The organism is Streptosporangium nondiastaticum, assembly GCF_003011965.1.
Taxonomy (GTDB): Bacteria; Actinomycetota; Actinomycetes; order Streptomycetales; family Streptomycetaceae; genus Streptomyces; species Streptomyces nondiastaticus.
Genome location: NZ_PXWG01000037.1, coordinates 1 through 19,087, shown reverse-complemented (window position 1 = coordinate 19,087; position 19,087 = coordinate 1). Strand labels below are relative to the sequence as shown.

The window sequence follows — 19,087 nt, the reverse complement described above, 5'->3', positions numbered from 1 at the left end:
CCAGGGCCCGTAGGGGAGCATGTGGGCGAGACAACGGATGTGAGGGAGATCCCGATGGCCCTGTTCAAGAAGCGTCCCGAGGGCAAGCCGGGCGAGTGGTACTACTGCCTGAAGCACAGCCGGGTCGAAGAGGGCCCGGAGTGCCGCGCCGCGGACCGGCTCGGCCCGTACGGCACGCGTGAGGAGGCCTCGCACGCGATGGAGACGGCGCGTGAGCGGAACGAGGAATGGCGGACGGATCCGCGCTGGAACGACGACGCCGATGCCGGCGACGGTGAGGGCCCGAAGGCGGGCTGAGGGAGGTTCGGCACCGCCGGGTTCCCCGGTGGGGGCTGAGCGCCGTCGCGGCGGGAGTGAAAGGCGAGGCCTTTCGACCCCACTGCCTTTCTTGCCGCAGGCAAGAAAATCCCGCCGCGACGGCGCGCAACCCCCACGGGCGTGTCCGGCGGTGCCTAAGCCGCCTCAGCCACCGCGTCCGCGGCCTTAAGCCGGCGCATCCGCGCCGCGTGCTCGTCCGTCCGCTGGTCGTACGACATCAGCTTCGGCAGCGACGCGGCCAGCAGCCCCACCGACGCCACGCACGCCAGCCCGCCGGCCCACACCGAGGCCCGCACGTTCGTCAGGGACGCCATGCCGCCCGCCCGGACCTGGCCCAGCTGCGGCCCGATCGAGTACGAGAGCATCTCGATCCCGGCCAGCCGCCCCCGCAGCTCGTCCGGGATCGTCTGGTCCCAGATCGCCGAGCGGAACAGGCCGCTCACCATGTCGCAGCCGCCCGCCACCGCCAGGAACAGCAGCACCAGCCACACGTTGCCCAGCAGGCCCGCGACGGCCATCGCCGCGCCCCAGCCCAGCGCCGCGTAGACGACCATCCGGCCGTGCCGGTGCACCCGCGACGCCCAGCCGCTGGTCAGGCTCACGACGAGAGATCCCACCGCGCCCGCCGCGTACATCAGGCCGAGAGCCCATGGCGCGCCCAGGTCGTCGGCCAGGAACGGGAAGATCGCCGTGGGGAAGGCGAACAGCATCGCCGCCATGTCGATCACGTACGTGCCGAGCAGCTCCTTGCGGTTCCACGCGTACTGCGCGCCCTCCAGGATGCCGCGCAGCGACGGCTTGTCGGCGGCATGAGAGGCGGGGGAGGGGGCCAGCCCGAAGAGCAGCGCGGCGGAGACCGCGTACGAGACGACGTCCAGCGCGTACGCCCACTGCAGGCCCGCGAACGCGATCAGCACACCCGCGAGGGACGGGCCGGCGATCGCGCCGACCTGCCAGCGCATCGAGTTCAGCGCGATTGCTGCCGGCAGCTGGTCGTGTGCGACGACGCGCGGCACGATCGCCTGCAGCGCCGGCCGCTGCAGCCCGCTCAGCGCGCTGACCAGCGCCGCCACGACGTACAGCGGCCAGATCATCGGGTGCGGCAGGAGCGTGTTCAGCAGCAGGAGCGCGGAGAGGACGCCGAGACCGGCCTCCGTCCACAGGATCAGCTTGCGCCGGTCGAGGGCGTCGGCGAGCGCACCGCCGTACAGCCCGAAGACGACCAGCGGGACCAGCTCGACCACCCCGACCGCGCCGACGGCCAGAGCCGACCCGGTCAGCTCCTTGAGCTGCAGCGGCACGGCGATGAACGTCAGGAACGTGCCGAAGACGGTGACGAGACCCGCCACCCACATGCGGCGGAAGTCGCGGGAGGCGTGCCACGGCGTCAGATCGGGCAGCAGGGCGCGGAGCCGCCGGGAGGAGGAAGAGGGAGAGGAGGGAGGGGGGTCTTGCGCAGTCACGGAAGACCATGGTCCATAAGCGGAAGATCGGCAGCAAACGCTTTTCCGACCCGGGGCCTCCCCCTACGGCTCACGGCTTACCAGCGGGGCGGGGGCGGCGCCGTCAGCTGATCGGCCAGCCGCGCCAGCCGGTCCCGGAACCGCCGCCGCCCGCCGCGCGGCGCGGGCAGCCCGTTCTCCCCGGCGGCCGCGCTGACCAGGTGCTGCACGGTGTCCAGATCCAGCTCCGTCCTCGTCGAACACGGCGCGGGCGGCGGCACGGCGAGCTGGTCGTGCGCGAGCGCGCGCAACTCCGCCCCCGCCTCCGCGGGCGCCCCGTCCAGCGACAGCACGGTCGCCCCGCCCCGCCGCGCGTCGTGCACCCGCTCCAGCAGGCCGTCCCCCGGTTCGTCCGCGGTCACCACGAGGAGGGTTTCGCCCCGCCGCGCCGCCTCCAGCCTGCCCAGGCCGACCGACAGGTGCGCCGGGACGCCCGGCGGGACCCGGTGCCGCACGAGCGTCGGCGACAGCTCCGGCAGCCCCGACCAGGCCGCCTCGTCATCCAGATGCGCCGCGAGGTGCCAGGGCTCGTACCCCTCCGTCCCCACGAGCAGCAACCCGCCGTGCCGCCGCGCCACCGAGGCCCGCAACGCCCCGGCGAACCGGCGCGTGTCCTGCAACCACTCGGTTCCGGCGAGCACTTCCCTCAGCAGTGCGACCCGTACGGCGTCCATGCGTTGAGACTCCCGCAAGGGCGGGAGAGGAAGGGAGGGTTACGGGGGTTCTCACCCGTATGGGCGCGGACGACGCTTCGGCCGAGGCTGCCCCGGCCACGTCGTCCACCGCAGCGTCCCGGCCTCCTCGGGCGGCAGCAGACCCGCCCCGATGAGCGCGGCCCGGCCCGCTTCCCGCCCGGCCATGCGGTACCCCAGGTCCCAGGAGCTCACCTCGTCGAAGCTCCCGTCCGTGACGAGCACGGCCGCCGACACCCCGCCGAGCCCCTCCAACAGCCCCTCCCGCAACGCGGGAAGCATCGCCTTGGGCAGCCGCCGCTTCGGCACGATGCTGATCAGCTCCAGCACCCCGCCGCCGGGCCCCGGCGGCTCGAAGTCCGCGACGATGTGCGCGTACGGTCCGCAGCCGCCGATGTTCAACGTCACGCGGGCACGGACGCCGGGGACGGGGACGGGGAGACGGCGGTGGGCGGCCATGGCCCCCCACCGTAGCGATCGTTCACTCACACGTGGGATGCGGGTTCGAACCCGGCTTGTACCGGCCTTGTCCGCCGTAGCGTCCGTTGATACGGACGAGGTACGGGAAGGGGCGGGAACCGTGAACGACAGTGTGCTCTCTCAGCCGCCGATGGCATGGCGGCTCTGCGGAAACCAGGTCAAGCTGTGGAGGACGGAGGCGGGCGTCACCCGCGAGGAACTGGGGCGCGAGGCGGGGTACGGGGAGGAGACGGTCAAGTCGATGGAGCAGGGCCGTCGGAAGCCGACGCCGCAACTGCTCCGGGTGGCGGACGAGATGTGCGGAGCGCGGGGGAAGCTGATCGCGACGCAGGACTACCTGCAGCCGGATCGGACGGCCCCCTACGCCCGGGACTTCGTGCGCCACGAGGCCGCGGCGGTCGCCCTTCACTCCTACCAGCCTCTGCTCATTCCGGGTCTGCTCCAGACGGAGGAGACCATGCGCACGCTGTTCAGCACGCATTGGCCGCCGGTGGACGACGAGACGATCGAGGAGCGAGTTAAGGCCCGGCTGGATCGACAAACGATCCTCGCCACCCAGAGCAAAGCGTTCACCTTCCTCATCGGGGAGCCTGCGCTGCGCAATACGCTCGGCTCCCCCCAGGCTCACAAGAGGCAGCTCGTGCACTTGCTGGAGATGGGCGAGCGGCGAAACATCGTCATCCAGGCAGTGACCTTCAACGCGTCGCATCCGGGGCTCGACGGGCCGTTCGTAATGGTCGAGACGCCTGAGCACGAGCATTTCGCCTACGAGGAGGGCCAGACGACCAGTTCGATGCACTCGAACCCGGAGAAGGTGGCTGCCCTCATCCAGCGGCACACAATGATCGCTCGCCATGCTCTGAGCCCCGAGGAAACCGCACGATTCATCAAGGAGTTGGCAGAGGAACTATGAGCGCCGAAGTCATATGGCTCAAGTCGAGTTACAGCGGTGGTGCGGCGGGCGAGTGCGTCGAAGTCGCTCTCTGCTGGAGTAAGTCCAGCTACAGCGGCGGGGCGGCAGGAGACTGCGTCGAAGTGGCCGCCCTCCCACACATCGTCCACATAAGGGACTCGAAGCGCCCGCAGGGCCCCCGACTGGCCGTTCCGGCCGACGCCTGGGCCTACTTCGTTGCCTTTACATCCGTGGGTTGACTGCAGGTCAGAACAGGCTGGCAGCAGGGGGGAGGGGTGGGGGGTGCGGCTCCGTCGGGTGTCCGTCGCCCGGTGGGCGGCTGGCCGCCGTACTCGCGCCGTCACGGATGCACGCGCGTGAGGAGACCTCCCCATCAGCCTGGGCTGATGGGGAGCGGGCTGCTGCCGCGATGTGGCTGGGCCGGTCGTGGGCGCTTCGCTAGGCGCGCCACCGTCGTGGCTGCGCGGCCGGATGCGGATGGTGGGGGTTGATGCCCTCTCGGCGCGGAAGTTCACCGGTGGGGCGGGGCTGCGCGGCGTAGGAGTGCGCCGGGGAGCAGTCTGGGCGCCTCACAGCCTCACCGGGCAGTTCGCGCCTCACGGGCCTCGGTGGCCTTCCCGGGCCGGAAGTCACCCGGCCCTGCGGCCGTGAGCGGCATACAAGTGGGCTGAGAGCGTCGGCCGCCCACCTCGCCAGCCCCACGCGGCCGTCCGCACCTCACTGACCCCAGCCGCACTCCGCCTGCCACCCGGCCGCGCAACCACGAACTACGGCGCGCCTAGTGGAACGCCCACGACGGGAGAAACCACATCGCGGCAGCAGCCCGCTCCCCCTCAGCCACAGCGCATGCGCAAGGTCTCCTCACGCACGTGCCATCCGTGACGGCACGAGTACGGCGGCCGACAACCCACCGGGCGCCGGACACCCGACAACCGCAAGCCCCCCACCCTCCCCCTGCTGCCAGCCTGTCTTGACCTCAACCCACCCCGATTTCGCGGGCGGCAGAACCGCTCAACACCCCCCGACCCTTGCCGTCGTTCTAGGCTGAAGTGGTGACCACCCAAGCGCCAAAGCCGGCCGCTGCTGATGCGGCCGCGGCCACCGCCCACGTGATCCCCCTGCGCCAGCGCCCCGCCGGGGAGCCCCTCTCCAGGGAGCCCCTCTGGCGGGACGTCGTCGGAGACGTGCTCCGTCGCGAGCGGCTGGCGCAGAAGCGGACGCTCAAGGACGTGGCCGAGGCCGGGCGGATCTCCATGCCGTACCTCTCCGAGGTGGAGCGCGGGCGCAAGGAGGCGTCGTCCGAGGTGCTCGCGGCCGCCGCGCAGGCGCTCGGCCTGAGCCTGGCCGAGCTCCTCGTTCTCGTGCACCAGGAGCTCATCCGGCTGGCGAGCCGTACGTACGGCCCCGTACGGCCCGCGCACGCGCAGCCCGCCCGGCAGGGCGAAGTGCGCCTGGCGGCCTGACAAGGCAAAGGAAAGGCGGCCGCACACCCCCGTGGCGCGGCCGCCTTCTTCATCAGGCGGCGGCCGACAGCATCCGCCGGGTCAGGACCTGGTCGGCGAGCCCGTACGCGACGGCCTCGTGCGCGGTGAAGATCTTGTCGCGGTCCGTGTCCGCGCGGAGGGACGCGACGTCGCGGCCGGTGTGCCGGGAGAGGACCTCTTCCACTTCCGAGCGGATCCGGAGCATCTCCTTGGCCTGGAGCGCGAGGTCGGAGACGGTGCCCTGCTGACCGCGGCTCGCCGGCTGCCCGAGCAGGATCCGGGCGTGTTCGAGGACGAAGCGCCGCCCGGGGTCGCCTCCGGCGAGGAGCACGGCCGCGGTGGAGGCGGCTTGGCCGACGCAGAAGGTGGAGATGGGGGCGCGGACGAACGTCATCGTGTCGTAGATCGCCATGAGGGAAGTGAAGGATCCGCCCGGCGAGTTGATGTAGAGGGCGATCTCGGTGTCCGGGCTGGACGATTCGAGGTGGAGGAGCTGGGCGATGACGACGTTGGCGACGCCGTCGTCGATTTCCGTGCCGAGGAAGATGATGCGCTCGGAAAGCAGCCGGCTGAAGACGTCGTAGGCGCGCTCTCCGTTGGGGGTGCGCTCGACCACGGTGGGAATCGTGTACTGGCTCATGGTGTCAGGTCCTCAGGTCCTCAGAGTCCGATGCGTCGCTTCGTGCCGGCCGGGCGGACGTCGTCGAGGGACGTGACGACGCGGTCGACCATGCCGTACTCCAGGGCCTGCTGGGCGGTGAACCACCGGTCGCGGTCGCTGTCGCGGGAGATGGTCTCGTGGGTCTGGCCGGTGTGCTCGGAGAGGAGGCGCTCGACGGTCTTCTTCGTGAATTCGAGGTTCTCGGCCTGGATGGCGATGTCGGCGGCGGTGCCGCCGATGCCGGCGGACGGCTGGTGCATCATGATCCGCGCGTTGGGGAGGGCGTAGCGCTTGCCGGCCGTGCCGACGGTGAGGAGGAACTGGCCCATGCTGGCGGCGAATCCCATGGCGAGGGTGGAGACGTCGTTGGGGATGAGCCGCATCGTGTCGTAGATCGCGAGCCCGGCGGTGACGGAGCCGCCCGGGCTGTTGATGTAGAGGGCGATGTCGGTGCGGGGGTCCTCGGCGGAGAGGAGGAGCAGCTGCGCGCAGACGCGGTTGGCGGAGACCTCGTTGACCTCCGTGCCGAGGACGACGATGCGCTGCGAGAGGAGCAGCGAGGCGAGGTGGTCGTCGAAGCGGGTGGGGGTGGGGTCGCCGTCGGCGGCGCGGGGTTCGAGAGCGAGTGGGGACATCGGGCCTCCTTGGCGGGCGGCCGGAGCGGATGAGCTCCGGTCCCACCACTCTCCGGCCGCCCGCGCCGCCGTGACAGCTTTCTCTGCCCCCGGCAGATTCGCCGACGGCAGAGTGCGGTCCGGGGTGCCTACCCCACCCGGTCCGGGGCCGGGGCCCGGTTCGGCTCGGCGCCGGCGACGATCTTCGACGGCTCCGCGCCGTCGCGGTCCAGCGCGCCGGACACCACCGCGCACAGCAGGCCGGACGCGGCGAGGGCCGCGCCGACGAGGGTGGGGGAGGTCCAGCCCCAGCCGGCGGAGATGGCGATGCCGCCGAGCCACGCGCCGCCCGCGTTGGCGAGGTTGAACGCGGAGTGGTTGGAGGCGGCGGCGAGGGTGGGGGCGGACTTGGCCTTGTTCATGATCAGCATCTGGAGGGGGGTGCTGGTCATGGAGCCGGCGGCGCCGATCAGGACCACGGTCGCCAGTGCGGCCCACTTCACGTGCACCGTGAAGTCGAAGAGGACCAGGACCGCCGCGAGCCCGGCCAGCGCCCCGTAGAGGGTGGGGCGCAGGGCGCGGTCGGTGAGGGGGCCTGCGGCGAGGACGCCCAGGGTCATGCCTGTGCCGAACAGGGCCAGCACGAACGTCACGGAGGTCTCGGAGAAGCCCGTGACCTCGACGGCCATCGCCGACAGGTAGCTGTAGACGGCGAAGACGCCGGCGAAGCCGAAGACGGTGGTCAGCAGGCCGAGCAGCACCTGGCGGCCGCCGAGCGCGCGCAGCTCGCGGCCCAGGCCCGCGCCCTGCTCGTGCGGCAGGTCGGGGATGAGCCGGGCCAGGGCGGCCATGGCGGCGAGGCCGATGCCGGTCACGACGAGGAAGGTCGCGCGCCACCCCAGGTGCTGGCCCAGCAGCGTCGCCGCCGGGACGCCGACGATGTTGGCGACGGTGAGGCCGAGGAACATCATGGCGACGGCCCGCGCCTGCCGCCCCTCGCCCGCGAGGCGGGCGGCGACGACGGACCCCACGCCGAAGAACGCGCCGTGCGGCAGCCCGGCCAGGACCCGGCCCGCGACGAGCGTCCCGAAGGTGGGGGCGAGCGCCGAGGCCAGGTTGCCGAGCGTGAAGACGCCCATGAGCAGGATCAGCATCCGCTTGCGGGGGATGCGCGAGCCGAGCGCGGTGAGCAGCGGGGCGCCGAAGACGACGCCCAGGGCGTAGGCGGAGACGAGGTAGCCGGCGGTGGGGACGGAGGTCCCCAGGTCGTCGGCGACGTTGGGCAGGAGGCCCATCATCACGAACTCGGTCGTCCCTATGCCGAAGGCCGAGACGGCGAGCGCCAGCAGCGCCAGGGGCATGAGGAGGCCTTTCGAACGGGGGTGCGGGGCAAGCTCTCCAGCCTACGGGATCGCCCCGTCAGCCCCTTCGGCCCCGCCCTTCGGCCCCGCCCCCGGCCTGCTTCCGCGGCCCCGCCCGCGCGGCTTCATCGGGCGCGGTCCGCGGCCCTCTCGTGGGCGCTCGCCTCCCACTCGCGTCCGATCTGCCGGAGCAGCGCCGGGTACACCCCCGTGTACCGGAAGAGCTTGATGCCCGCCATGTACGCGGCGCCGAACAGGCCGTTCGGTTTCACCAGGACCGCCATCCGGGCGTGGTAGCCCCCGGACCCGTCCGGGACCCATCCGAGGTGCATCACCCCCCGGCAGGTCCCGTTGGACATCTCGGCCGCCCACTCGTCGTGCGTCTGGTAGACGGAGGTGAACTTGCGGAAGTCGGGTCCTCGCGGGCCTTCGCGGAGGTCGGCGGGCAGCCGGTCGCGCAGTCCCGCCTGCCGCTCGCCCACGCCGGTGCCGGGCTCGTCCCAGCCGAACAGCGCTCCGAGCTTCCAGCGGAGCGCGAAGAGCGCGCGCCCCACGGGGGAGTCGACGTAGTGTCCCGTCGCGCCGGCGACCTGCTTCACCAGGTGTGCGAGGTCGTCCGGACCGCCCGGTGTCGGGAGCGCCCAGACGTCCTCCACGCGGAAGTCGTAGGCGATCTCGTGGATCCGCCAGGGGCGGGTGGTGTGTGCGGTGTTCGGCAGCCTCATGGTGCAGCCCCCATCTATACGATGCCGTATAGAACAACGGTAGACCTGTCTATACGGTGGCGTATAGACAGGGTTCGCGTGAGGGGAGACACAGTCATGGGCGCCATTCGCACGCCCCGCGAGAAGTGGATCGAAGAGGGGCTGCGGGCGCTCGCGGCGGGCGGGCCCGAAGCCGTCCGGATCGAGCTGCTCGCCCAGGCCCTCGGCGTCAGCAAAGGCGGCTTCTACGGCTACTTCCGCAACCGGGACGCGCTGCTCGCGGAGATGCTCGACACGTGGGAGCGCGAGGTCACGGAGGCGGTGATCGAGCAGGCCGAGGACGGCGGGGGAGACGCCAGGGCCAGGCTGGCGCGGCTGTTCGCGATCGTCGCCGCCGCCTCCGACGGGGCCGTGACCAGCGTGACGGCCGAGCTCGCGGTCCGCGAGTGGGCCCGGCGCGACGAGGCCGTCGCCGAGCGGCTCCGGCGCGTGGACAACCGGCGCATGGACTACCTGCGCTCGCTGTACCGCTCGTTCTGCGCCGACGAGGACGAGGTCGAGGTCCGCGCCCTGCTCACCTTCTCCTCCCGGATCGGCACCCGCTTCATGGCCGCCGACCACGGGGGCCGCAGCCGCCAGGAGGTCATGCTGCTGGCCAGGGAGTGGCTCACGAGGTAGCCGCTCCCCGGCCGGGAACCTTCCGGGAACCTTCTTGAGGCAGGCTCAGATCTTGACCCGGGCGGCCACCGGAAGGTGGTCGCTCTTCGTCGCCGGCAGCGTCCACGCCGAGACGGGGTCCATCCCGCGCACCATGATCTGGTCGATCCGGGCCATCGGGAAGCTCGCCGGCCAGCTGAAGCCGAAGCCGTCGCCCGCGGCGCCCTGCGCGGACCGCAGCTGCGAGGTGACGGGGGCGAGGGAGCGGTCGTTCATGGTGCCGTTGAGGTCACCGAGGAGGACGACGCGCTTCTCCGGCTCCTGGGCGATGGCCCGGCCGAGCGCCTCGGCGCTGCGGTCGCGCTGCCCGGCGGTGAAGCCGGCGTTGAACTTCACGCGCACCGACGGCAGGTGTGCGACGTACACGGCCACGGGCCCCTGGGGCGTGCGGACGGTGGCGCGCAGGGCCCGCACCCAGCCGAGCCGGATGTCGACGGGCTGCACCAGCTCCAGCGGGTACTTGCTCCATATGCCGACCGTGCCCTGCACGGAGTGGTACTTGTACGTGCCCGCCAGCGCCTTCTCGTAGCGCGAGGTGTTGGTGAGCTCCTCCAGGGCCACCACGTCGGCGCCGGAGGCGGCGACGGCCCGGGCGGTCGAGGCGGGGTCGGGGTTCTCGGCGTTCACGTTGTGCGTGGCGACCGTGAAGTTGCCGCCCTTGCCGGTCTTGTCGCTCAGGAGGCCGCCGAAGAGGTTCACCCACGTGACGACCGGGAGCAGCAGCGCGACGAGCGCGGTCGCCGAGCGGCGCACGAGCGCGAGGACGAACAGGACCGGGATCGCCAGGCCGAGCCAGGGCAGGAAGGTCTCGGTCAGGCTGCCGAGGTTGCCGATCTTGTTGGGGAGCTGCGTGTGCAGGAGCATCAGCAGCCCCAGCAGGGCGGCGAGGACGGCGAGGACGATGCCGCGCCGCCAGACGTTGCGGTCCCGCCACTGGTCCATGAGGCGCCGGGCCCCGGATCCGGTCCGCTCCGGACCGGTCCCGTCTCGGCCCGTCTCCTGCATGTACGCCTGCGCCATCCGTCGTCCTCAACTCTTCATCCGCTGCGGCCCCGCCCACCAGACCTTAGGTGATCACCCGATGGGCGTGGCATGCGCCGCTTCCGCTTCTTGCCGGGCACCCCTGGAGGGGGTGTCACAAGGGAGGACGACGCGCCGGCGGAACGGGGTTCCGGCCCGGAGATCCACAGGGCGTGCTGTGACAGAACGGGCATATTCGCAGGTGCGGGCGCGGCGGAGGGCGGGGCGGCGGGCACGGCATGACGCGACGGGCGCTCAGCGCGGGCGGATCCCCTCCAGTGCCGCGTCGACGATCCTCCCGGGAAGATCCTCCGGCAGCTCCGCCCGGTCGTGGAACATGGCCCGCGACAGCATGGGGCTGACAATGAGGTCGCCCATCAGCTCGACGTCCAGGTCGGCGCGGAGCTCGCCGGTGGCCGCGCCGCGCCGCAGGACGGCGTGGACCGCCTCGCGGCGGACCCTGACGACCTTCTCGTGGTACTCCCGCCAGAGCTCGGGGTGGGCCTTGATCTGGGCGAGGACCGTGCGCAGGACGGCGGAGGAGCGCTTGGCCAGCCCGCGCCGGCGCAGCGTCTCCAGCAGCGTCACGAGGTCGTCGCGCACGGACTCCCCGGCGAGCTCGGGGGCGTCGTGCTCCAGGGAGCGCATGACGTCGAGCATCAGCGCCTCCTTGCCGGCCCAGCGGCGGTAGACCGTGGCCTTGCCGACGCCGGCCTCGCGCGCGATGCGCTCCATCGACAGCTCGCCGAGGGGGACGCCCTCTTCGAGGAGGCGCAGGACGGTCTCGATGACGGCGGTGCCGACGGCGGCGTTGCGGGGCCGCCCGCGCCGTTCGACCGCCCCGGGCCCGTCCGCCGGCCCCGGGGCCGTTACCGCGGTGGCCGCGGCGGTCTCCGTCATGCTCCCGCTCCCGCCTGCTCCTTCTGCCCGTCCGGCCGGGCCGCCCCCGCCGCCGGGCGCACCGCCCCCCGCTTGGGCAGGAACAGCGCGACCACGACCGCGCCGAGCAGCGCCGACGAGCTGGCGCAGAGGACGGTGACGTGCATGGCGTGGACGAACGCGTCGTTGGCCGGGCCGATGAGCTCCTTGCCCTGCGGGCCGAGCCGGGCCGCGGCGTTCAGCGTGGCCTCGATGGACTCGCCCGCCGCGTGCCGGGCCTCGTCCGTCAGGCCGGGCAGGGCGTCGAGCCGGGCGGAGATCCCGTCGCGGTACGTCGTGGACAGCACGGAGCCGAGCACGGCGATGCCGAGCGCCCCGCCGAGCTGCCGGAAGGTGTTGTTCACGGCCGAGCCCGAGCCGGCCTTGTCGCGCGGCAGCGACTGCATGATCGAGACGGTGGCGGGCGGCATGATGTGCGCCATCGAGGCGCCCTGGAAGAACAGCAGCACCTCCAGCACCCACACCGGGGTGTCCCGGTCGAGCAGCAGGAAACCGGCCATGGTCGCGGCGACCATCACCATGCCGCTCGTGCAGACGGCGCGCACGCCGAACTTCGCGACCACGCGGCGGACGCGCACGGCGAAGAACATGTGGGCCGCCGCCAGCGGCAGCATCAGCAGCCCGCTCTGCAGCGGCGTGAAGCCCCGCACGCTCTGCGTGTAGAAGACGGTGAAGAACGTGACGCCCATGAGGGCGAAGAAGACCAGCGCGATGGAGGAGACCGCGGCGGAGAACGCCGGCTTGCGGAACCAGCGCACGTCGAGCGCGGGGTGCCCGGAGCGCCGCTCGTGCAGGACGAAGAGCGCCAGGATCAGCAGGCCTCCGCACGCCGTGCCGTAGACCTCGGGATCGGTGAAGTCGGCGAGCTGGCCGCCCTTGATGATGCCGTAGACCAGCAGGACCAGGCCCGCGACGGAGAGCACCACGCCGAGCGGGTCCAGGCGGCCCGGCTTCGGGTCCCTGGAGTCGGGGACGAGCAGGGACATCGCGATCACGGCGGTGATCACGATGGGCACGTTCACGAGGAAGACCGAGCCCCACCAGAAGTGGTCGAGCAGGATCCCGCCCGTGATCGGGCCTATCGCGACGGCCAGGCCGACGGCGCCCGCCCAGATGCCGATGGCCTTGGGCTGCTCCTCGCGCTCGAAGACGTTCACGATGATCGCGAGCGTGGCGGGCATGACGAACGCGCCGCCGAAGCCCATGACCGCGCGGAAGGCGATCAGCTCGTGGGGCGAGCCGGAGAGCGCCGAGAGCACGGACCCGATGCCGAAGACGGCCATGCCGAAGAGCAGGACCTTCTTGCGGCCGAGCCGGTCGCCCAGCACGCCCGCCGTGAACAGGATCCCGGCGAAGACGAGGGTGTAGGAGTTTATGGCCCACTCGAGCTCGCTCTGGGTGGCACCGAGGCCCGTGGGGGCGGGAGTGGCGATCGTCTTCATCGCCACATTCAGGATCGAGTTGTCCAGCACCACGATGAGCAGGCTGAGCAGCAGGACGGCGAGGATCGCCCAGCGTCTGCGGTGCACCGCCTCGGGGACTCTCCGGGACGGGGCGGCGCCCGGGGCGCCTGAGGGATCGGTTGCCATGCCGACCAGCCTAGATCTTTTTTCGATACGGGCCCGTCTCGTATTGGAAAACCTTTACCCGGGTGCGGTACTAGGGTCCGGCGAACGCGTGTGCGACCCGCCTCGGCTCCGCGGCTCCCTCCTCGGCCCCTGCCCGGCCCCGCGTTGTCCTTCCCCGCCCTTTCCCGCCCGCAGGCGGCGTGTCAGCATGGAGATGATCCGGGGACGCCGTCAGGGCGCCTCGAGACGACACATCACAGGAGCACACCGCCATGACGACGACGCCTGCCCAGAACGCCTCCGACAGCAGCCGCGATCCCAAGGCGCTGTACGGGGGCACGAGCTCCCGGCGCATCACCGTCCGCGACATCGCCGCCGCCAAGGCGCGCGGCGAGAAGTGGCCCATGCTCACCGCCTACGACGCGATGACCGCCTCCGTCTTCGACGAGGCCGGCATCCCCGTCCTCCTCGTCGGCGACTCCATGGGCAACTGCCACCTCGGCTACGAGTCCACGGTGCCCGTCACCATGGACGAGATAGCCGTCCTCTCCGCCGCGGTCGTACGCGGCACCAAGCGCGCCCTCATCGTCGCCGACCTGCCCTTCGGCTCCTACCAGGAAGGGCCGGTCCAGGCGCTGCGCAGCGCCACCCGGCTGATCAAGGAGACCGGTGCGCAGGCGGTCAAGCTGGAGGGCGGCGAGCGGTCCGCCGAGGCGATCAAGCTGCTGGTCGACGCCGGCATCCCCGTGATGGCCCACATCGGCCTCACCCCCCAGTCCGTCAACGCCTTCGGCGGCTACCCCGTGCAGGGCCGCGGCGAGGAGGCCGCGGCGCAGCTGCTGCGCGACGCCAAGGCCGTGCAGGACGCGGGCGCCTTCTCCGTCGTCCTGGAGCTCGTCCCGGCCGAACTGGCCGCCGAGGTCACGCGCACGCTGCACATCCCGACCGTCGGCATCGGCGCGGGCTCGGAGTGCGACGCGCAGGTGCTGGTGTGGACGGACATGGCCGGCATGACCCCGGGCCGCGTGCCGCGCTTCGTGAAGCAGTACGCCCAGCTGCGCGAGGTCCTCGGCGGTGCGGCCCGCGCCTTCGCGGAGGACGTCGTGGACGGCGCGTACCCGGCCCCGGAGCACGCGTTCCACTAGACGTGGGGCCCCGTCCCCTTCGCGGGGCGGGGCCGTCACGTCGCCCTCGCCGTGCGGCGGAAGGCTCTCGCGGCCCCGCCGCCCGCCGCCTACAGCTCACCGACAGCCCGCTGTCGGTGAGCTGTAGGCGGCTTGTCAGTGGGCGCTGGCACTGTGGTGGGCATGACGCGAAACGACACCACTCGGGGGGCGGGCAGCGGCGGGAACGCCGTCGAGGTCCGTGGCCTCGTCAAGCACTTCGGCGCCACGAAGGCGCTCAACGGAGTCGACCTGGACGTACGCGAGGGCACCGTCCTCGGCGTCCTCGGCCCCAACGGCGCCGGCAAGACCACGCTCGTGCGCTGCCTGTCCACGCTGCTCCGGCCGGACGCGGGCACCGCCCGCGTCGCGGGGTACGACGTGCTGGCCCAGCCCCGGCAGCTGCGCCGGGTGATCGGCCTGACCGGCCAGTACGCCTCGGTGGACGAGAAGCTGTCCGGCTTCGAGAACCTGTACATGATCGGCCGGCTGCTGGACCTGTCCCGCAAGGACGCCCGCCGCCGCGGCGAGGAGATGCTGGAGCGCTTCTCGCTGACCGAGGCCGCCAAGCGGCCCGCCGGGCAGTACTCCGGCGGCATGCGCCGCCGGCTGGACCTGGCCGCCTCCATGATCGGCCGGCCGGCGGTGCTCTATCTGGACGAGCCCACCACCGGCCTCGACCCCCGCACCCGCAACGAGGTGTGGGAGGAGGTCCAGCGGATGGTCGCCGAGGGCGCCACCGTCCTCCTGACCACGCAGTACATGGAGGAGGCCGAACAGCTCGCCCACGAGCTGACGGTCATCGACCGCGGCCAGGTCATCGCCGGCGGCGGGGTGGACGAGCTGAAGGCGAAGGTCGGCGGCCGCACCCTGCAGATCCGCCCGGCGGACCGCACCGAGCTGCACCGCATGGCCGGCGCGCTGGCGCAGGCCCAGCTCGACGGGATCGGCGGCGCCGTCGCCGACGAGGCCGAGGGCGTCGTCAACGTCCCGATCATCAGCGACGAGCAGCTGACGGCCGTCGTCGCCCTGCTGGGCTCGCGCGGCTTCGCGATCTCCGACATCTCCACCCACCTGCCGAGCCTCGACGAGGTCTTCCTCGCCGTCACCGGCCAGAAGGCGTCCGCTCCGCAGCAGGACGCCGCCGACACCGACGCACTCCAGGAGGTCGCCGCATGAGCGCGGCTACGCTCAGCGCGCCCGCTGCGGCGCCCGCCCGCGAGGGACGCATCGGCCTGCGGGCCAACCTGCGGCACATCGGCGCCCTCGCGCGCCGCAACCTGCTGCAGATCAAGGCCGATCCGGAGTCGATGTTCGACGCCGTGATCATGCCGATCATCTTCATCCTGCTCTTCACGTACGTCTTCGGCGGCTCGATGGCCGGCAAGGGCAACGAGCAGGACTACCTCAACTACCTGGTGCCCGGCCTGATGGCCATGCAGGGCATGAACATCGCCATGGCCGTCGGCACCGGCGTCAACGACGACTTCAAGAAGGGGGTGATGGACCGCTTCCGCACCATGCCGATAGCCCGGTCCTCCGTCCTCATCGCGAAGATCGTGGTCGAGATCGGCCGGATGCTCGTCGCCACCGCCATCCTGCTCGGCATGGGCTTCGCCCTCGGCCTGTCCATCACGACCACCCCGCTGCACCTGCTGGCCGCGGTCGCCCTGTCCGTGGCGTTCGGCGCCTCGCTGATGTGGGTCTTCATCCTGCTGGGCCTGTCCCTGAAGACGCCGCAGGCCGTCCAGGGCATTGCCATGCTCGTCCTGATGCCCCTGCAGTTCGGCAGCTCGATCTTCGCGCCGACCGCGAAGATGCCCGGCTGGCTGGAGGGCTTCACCAAGTACAACCCGCTGTCCAACCTCGCCGACGCCGCACGGAACCTGATGCGCGGCGGGCCCGTCGCCCACTCGGTGTGGATGACGCTGGCCTGGGCCGTCGCCATCACCCTCGTGACCGCGCCCCTGGCCGTCTCGAAGTTCCGCAAGAAGACCTGAGCCGGTCCTGCGGTGTTCGCGTCGTGCGCGTCATGCGAGGGCGGCGGCCTCCTTCAAGGAGAGGCCGCCGCCCTCGGCGTAGGCCCGCTCGTACGCGTCGTCGTCGAGCACACCCCGCACCCACGCCTCCGTGCGCTCGTACACGTCGCGCTCCACCGACGTTATCGGGAAGTCGGAGGGGCGCAGGGCCTCGCCGGCGCCCAGCAGCCGGACCGCGCGCAGCGCGTGCTCCTCGCGGGCCGCCGGCTCCGCGTGCTCCTCGGCGGCCAGCCCGGCGCGGGCGAAGGCGGCGAAGAGCAGGTGCGTCATCGGCAGCTGCGGCACCGCCAGCGTCGACAGCGGGTCGCCGGCCATCGACAGGGCCTTGCGCAGCTTGGGCAGGGCGTCCGCGGGGCGGCCCTCCAGGGTGTCCAGCCACGCCATCTGACCGCACATCAGGCTCTCGAACATCACCACCGAGCGGATGCCGAAGTCGCGCATCAGCTCCTCGAAGATCTCCCGGGCCTCGGCCGTGCGCCCGGTGCGGGCGACCCGCACGCCGAGCTGCAGCCGGCCGAAGATCGCGGCGTCCGTGTTGCCCTGCTCCGCCTCCGCGATGGCGTCGCGGAGCATCTGCTCGCCCTCCTCGTCGCCGACCGTCCCCGCCTCGACCAGCGCCCCGGCGATCCGGGCGCGCAGCGCCGGCAGCTGCCCGGTCGAGCCGAGCTCACGGACCTGCTCGACGGCCTCCCGGTAGTCCTCCGCCGCCAGGCCGTACTGCCCGCGCCGCTCGTGCACCTCGCCCAGGCCCGTCAGGCCCTCCGCCACGCCCCAGGAGTCCCCGAGCCGCCGGAAGATCCGTATGCTCTCCTCCGCATCCACGGTGGCCTGGTCCAGCCCGCCGGGATGGTCGTTGAATATCTTGGAGCGCAGCTGCAGCGCGTGGGCCAGCTCCCACTCGTACCCCAGCTCGCGGCAGCGCGCGACCATCCCGTTCATGGTCCGGTAGAGCGCGTCGAATTCGCCCGTCATGAGGATGGCGAAGAAGACGATGAAGCCCGGCCCGCGGCAGGTCTGCGGCTGCCCGTCGGCGTAGGCCGCGGCGATGGCGCGCAGCCTGCGCTGCGTCTCGGGCGCGTGGACCTCGGCCATGTCCGTGATGCTGATCAGCCGCGTCAGGTGGACCCCGCGCCGCGCCTCCGCCAGCACCTCGGGCGTCATCGGCGGCGGCTGCTCGGTGCACGTCACGTACAGCGGGGGGACCGGCTCGCCCGGCTCGGCGAACGGGTCGGGGCCCATCGCGCCCACCAGCTCCGCCCAGTGCGAGGCGTCCGCGCGGTGCTCCCTGAGCTGCCAGAACCAGCCCAGGGACAGGACCAGGCACAGCGCCTCCTGCTCGTCCTGCGCGGCGACGGCGCGACGCAGGGCGGTGCGCAGGTTGTCGTGCTCCAGCTCCAGGCGCTCCAGCCACTTGCCCTGGGCGGGGCCGCGCAGGAAAGGGTCGGCGGTGCGGGCCAGTTCGCGGTACGACACGAGGTGGCGGTGTTCGGTGGCGGCGCGCTCGCCCGCCTCGTCCAGGCGCTCGGCGGCGTACTCCCCGACGGTCTCCAGCAGCCGGTAGCGCATCTCGCCGCCGGCCGCGGGCGCGGCCACCACCAGCGACTTGTCGACGAGCGAGCCGAGGAGCGCGGCGACGTCGCGGGCCGGGGCGGCGTCCGGCCCCGGGGCGGTGTCCGGGCCGTCCGAGCAGACCTCCTCCGCGGCGGCCAGGTCGCAGCCGCCGGAGAAGACGGACAGGCGGCGCAGGACGGCCCGTTCGGGGCCGTCCAGCAGGTCCCAGGACCAGTCGACGACCGCGCGGAGGGTCTGCTGACGCGGCAGCACGGTGCGGCTGCCGGACGTCAGCAGCCGGAAGCGGTCGTCCAGGCGGTCGGCGAGGGTGCGCGGGCTGAGCATCCGCAGCCGGGCGGCCGCGAGCTCGATCGCCAGCGGGAGCCCGTCCAGCCGGCGGCAGATCTCGGCGCAGGCCTCCGGGTCGTCCTCGACGCGGAAGCCCGGGCGGGCCGCGGCGCCGCGGTCGGCGAGCAGCCGCAGGGCCACGGTGTCGGGCAGCGGCTCCACGGGGCGCACCGCCTCGCCGGGCACGCCCAGCGGCTCGCGGCTGGTGGCGAGGACCGTGACGCCCGGGCAGTGGGCGAGGAGCGTCTCGGCGACGCGGGCGGCGGCGTCGATCAGGTGCTCGCAGTTGTCGAGGACGAGCAGCATGCGGCGCGCCGCGCAGTGCTCGGCGAGCCGCGCCAGCGGGTCGGCCGCGGTGGCGTCGCCCGCGGCCCGCAGCCCGTCGGCGGTCGTCCGCACCACGGTCTCTCGGCCGCCGAGCGCGGTCAGCACGGCCTCGGGCACGGTGGCGGGGTCGTCGACGGGCGCGAGCTCGGCGAACCACACCCCGTCCGGCCAGCCGCCCCCGACCGCGGCGGCGGCCTCGGCGGCCTCCTGCGACAGCCGCGTCTTCCCCGCCCCGCCCGGGCCGAGGAGGGTGACCAGGCGCTGCGCGCGCAGGTCGGCGCCGATGGACGCGATGTCGTCCTCGCGCCCGACGAAGGAGGTGAGCCGGGCACGGAGGTTGCCGGGCGGCACGCCCCTGCGCATCCCCGCGGCCCCGGGGAGCGCGTCGGCCGCGCCGGGGAGCGGCAGGTGGCCGCCGTCGGCGCTCGGGGCGTGACCGGCGTGACCGGCGGGATGGCCGGGCGCCGTTGCCGGCCCGGTGGCGGGCGCGGCGGTGGCGTATGGGGTCCAGGGGCCGTGGGGCGAGGCAGTGCCGTACGGGGTCCGGGCGTCCTGCGGCGCGGGGGTGCCGGTGGCGGGTGCAGCGCCGTGGGCTCCGGCCGTGCCGTACGGGGCCGGTGCGGCGGGGGATCCGGAGGCGTCCGGGTGTGCGGGGGCGCCGTGGGGTGCTGCCGGGCCGTGCGGCG

Annotated in this window: 19 protein-coding genes; 8 read left to right on the top strand and 11 right to left on the bottom strand. The window is 72.7% G+C overall.

Going from position 1 to position 19,087, the window contains the following annotated elements:
- Positions 1-54: 54 nt before the first annotated feature.
- The gene (locus B7P34_RS16210) at positions 55-297 is read left to right on the top strand and encodes a hypothetical protein (protein ID WP_106677143.1); all 243 of its coding nucleotides are present in this window, start codon (positions 55-57) and stop codon (positions 295-297) included.
- Between the two features lie 155 nt (positions 298-452).
- Here the strand turns inward: B7P34_RS16210 and B7P34_RS16205 are convergent, their stop codons facing one another.
- From B7P34_RS16205 to B7P34_RS16195, 3 genes are all read right to left on the bottom strand, one after another.
- Positions 453-1,781, bottom strand: a complete 1,329-nt coding sequence (locus tag B7P34_RS16205; protein WP_223267907.1) for an MFS transporter — start codon at positions 1,779-1,781, stop codon at positions 453-455.
- Between the two features lie 77 nt (positions 1,782-1,858).
- The gene (locus B7P34_RS16200) at positions 1,859-2,494 is read right to left on the bottom strand and encodes a hypothetical protein (protein WP_106677139.1); all 636 of its coding nucleotides are present in this window, start codon (positions 2,492-2,494) and stop codon (positions 1,859-1,861) included.
- A gap of 51 nt (positions 2,495-2,545) precedes the next feature.
- On the bottom strand, positions 2,546-2,971 hold the full coding sequence (locus B7P34_RS16195) for a hypothetical protein (RefSeq protein WP_106677137.1): 426 nt from the start codon (positions 2,969-2,971) through the stop codon (positions 2,546-2,548).
- 121 nt (positions 2,972-3,092) lie between these two features.
- On the opposite strand from B7P34_RS16195, the gene B7P34_RS16190 reads away from it, so the two are divergent.
- From B7P34_RS16190 to B7P34_RS16180, 3 genes are all read left to right on the top strand, one after another.
- Positions 3,093-3,905 (top strand): helix-turn-helix domain-containing protein, encoded by an 813-nt coding sequence (locus B7P34_RS16190; protein WP_223267906.1) that lies wholly within the window; start codon positions 3,093-3,095, stop codon positions 3,903-3,905.
- On the top strand, positions 3,902-4,144 hold the full coding sequence (locus B7P34_RS16185; RefSeq protein WP_106677135.1) for a DUF397 domain-containing protein: 243 nt from the start codon (positions 3,902-3,904) through the stop codon (positions 4,142-4,144). Before B7P34_RS16190 ends, B7P34_RS16185 begins: the two co-directional genes overlap by 4 nt.
- A gap of 813 nt (positions 4,145-4,957) precedes the next feature.
- Positions 4,958-5,368 carry a helix-turn-helix domain-containing protein gene (locus B7P34_RS16180; RefSeq protein WP_353620247.1) on the top strand — a complete coding sequence of 137 codons (411 nt, stop codon included), beginning with the start codon at positions 4,958-4,960 and terminating at the stop codon, positions 5,366-5,368.
- A 52-nt stretch (positions 5,369-5,420) separates the two neighbouring features.
- On the opposite strand, the gene B7P34_RS16175 is transcribed toward B7P34_RS16180, so the two are convergent.
- The 4 genes from B7P34_RS16175 to B7P34_RS16160 all read right to left on the bottom strand — a co-directional run bounded on the left by B7P34_RS16175 (position 5,421) and on the right by B7P34_RS16160 (position 8,750).
- Positions 5,421-6,029, bottom strand: coding sequence for a ClpP family protease (locus B7P34_RS16175; protein WP_106677131.1), 609 nt, complete (start codon positions 6,027-6,029; stop codon positions 5,421-5,423).
- 20 nt (positions 6,030-6,049) lie between these two features.
- Entirely contained in the window at positions 6,050-6,685 is a 636-nt protein-coding gene (locus B7P34_RS16170; RefSeq protein ID WP_106677129.1) for a ClpP family protease, read from the bottom strand.
- Positions 6,686-6,813: 128 nt separating this feature from the next.
- Complete coding sequence (locus tag B7P34_RS16165; protein ID WP_106677127.1) at positions 6,814-8,025, bottom strand: MFS transporter; 1,212 nt, start codon at positions 8,023-8,025, stop codon at positions 6,814-6,816.
- A 125-nt stretch (positions 8,026-8,150) separates the two neighbouring features.
- Entirely contained in the window at positions 8,151-8,750 is a 600-nt protein-coding gene (locus tag B7P34_RS16160) for a DUF2867 domain-containing protein (protein WP_106677125.1), read from the bottom strand.
- A gap of 96 nt (positions 8,751-8,846) precedes the next feature.
- On the opposite strand from B7P34_RS16160, the gene B7P34_RS16155 reads away from it, so the two are divergent.
- Positions 8,847-9,407: a TetR/AcrR family transcriptional regulator gene (locus B7P34_RS16155; RefSeq protein ID WP_106677123.1), complete on the top strand. Its 561-nt coding sequence runs from the start codon at positions 8,847-8,849 to the stop codon at positions 9,405-9,407.
- A gap of 45 nt (positions 9,408-9,452) precedes the next feature.
- On the opposite strand, the gene B7P34_RS16150 is transcribed toward B7P34_RS16155, so the two are convergent.
- From B7P34_RS16150 to B7P34_RS16140, 3 genes are all read right to left on the bottom strand, one after another.
- Positions 9,453-10,388 carry an endonuclease/exonuclease/phosphatase family protein gene (locus B7P34_RS16150; RefSeq protein ID WP_388626287.1) on the bottom strand — a complete coding sequence of 312 codons (936 nt, stop codon included), beginning with the start codon at positions 10,386-10,388 and terminating at the stop codon, positions 9,453-9,455.
- Positions 10,389-10,721: 333 nt separating this feature from the next.
- Complete coding sequence (locus B7P34_RS16145; protein WP_106677120.1) at positions 10,722-11,366, bottom strand: TetR/AcrR family transcriptional regulator; 645 nt, start codon at positions 11,364-11,366, stop codon at positions 10,722-10,724.
- Positions 11,363-12,994 (bottom strand): MFS transporter, encoded by a 1,632-nt coding sequence (locus B7P34_RS16140; RefSeq protein ID WP_106677117.1) that lies wholly within the window; start codon positions 12,992-12,994, stop codon positions 11,363-11,365. The genes B7P34_RS16145 and B7P34_RS16140 overlap by 4 nt, the downstream gene beginning before the upstream one ends.
- Positions 12,995-13,245: 251 nt before the next feature.
- On the opposite strand from B7P34_RS16140, the gene panB reads away from it, so the two are divergent.
- The 3 genes from panB (at position 13,246) to B7P34_RS16125 (ending at position 16,136) form a co-directional block, all read left to right on the top strand.
- Positions 13,246-14,118, top strand: coding sequence for a 3-methyl-2-oxobutanoate hydroxymethyltransferase (gene panB, locus B7P34_RS16135; RefSeq protein WP_106677115.1), 873 nt, complete (start codon positions 13,246-13,248; stop codon positions 14,116-14,118).
- Between the two features lie 162 nt (positions 14,119-14,280).
- On the top strand, positions 14,281-15,315 hold the full coding sequence (locus B7P34_RS16130; protein WP_106677189.1) for an ATP-binding cassette domain-containing protein: 1,035 nt from the start codon (positions 14,281-14,283) through the stop codon (positions 15,313-15,315).
- The gene (locus B7P34_RS16125) at positions 15,312-16,136 is read left to right on the top strand and encodes an ABC transporter permease (protein ID WP_106677113.1); all 825 of its coding nucleotides are present in this window, start codon (positions 15,312-15,314) and stop codon (positions 16,134-16,136) included. The genes B7P34_RS16130 and B7P34_RS16125 overlap by 4 nt, the downstream gene beginning before the upstream one ends.
- A gap of 30 nt (positions 16,137-16,166) precedes the next feature.
- On the opposite strand, the gene B7P34_RS16120 is transcribed toward B7P34_RS16125, so the two are convergent.
- A partial coding sequence (locus B7P34_RS16120) for an ATP-binding protein (RefSeq protein ID WP_223267912.1) occupies positions 16,167-19,087 on the bottom strand: 2,921 nt, incomplete at its 5' end.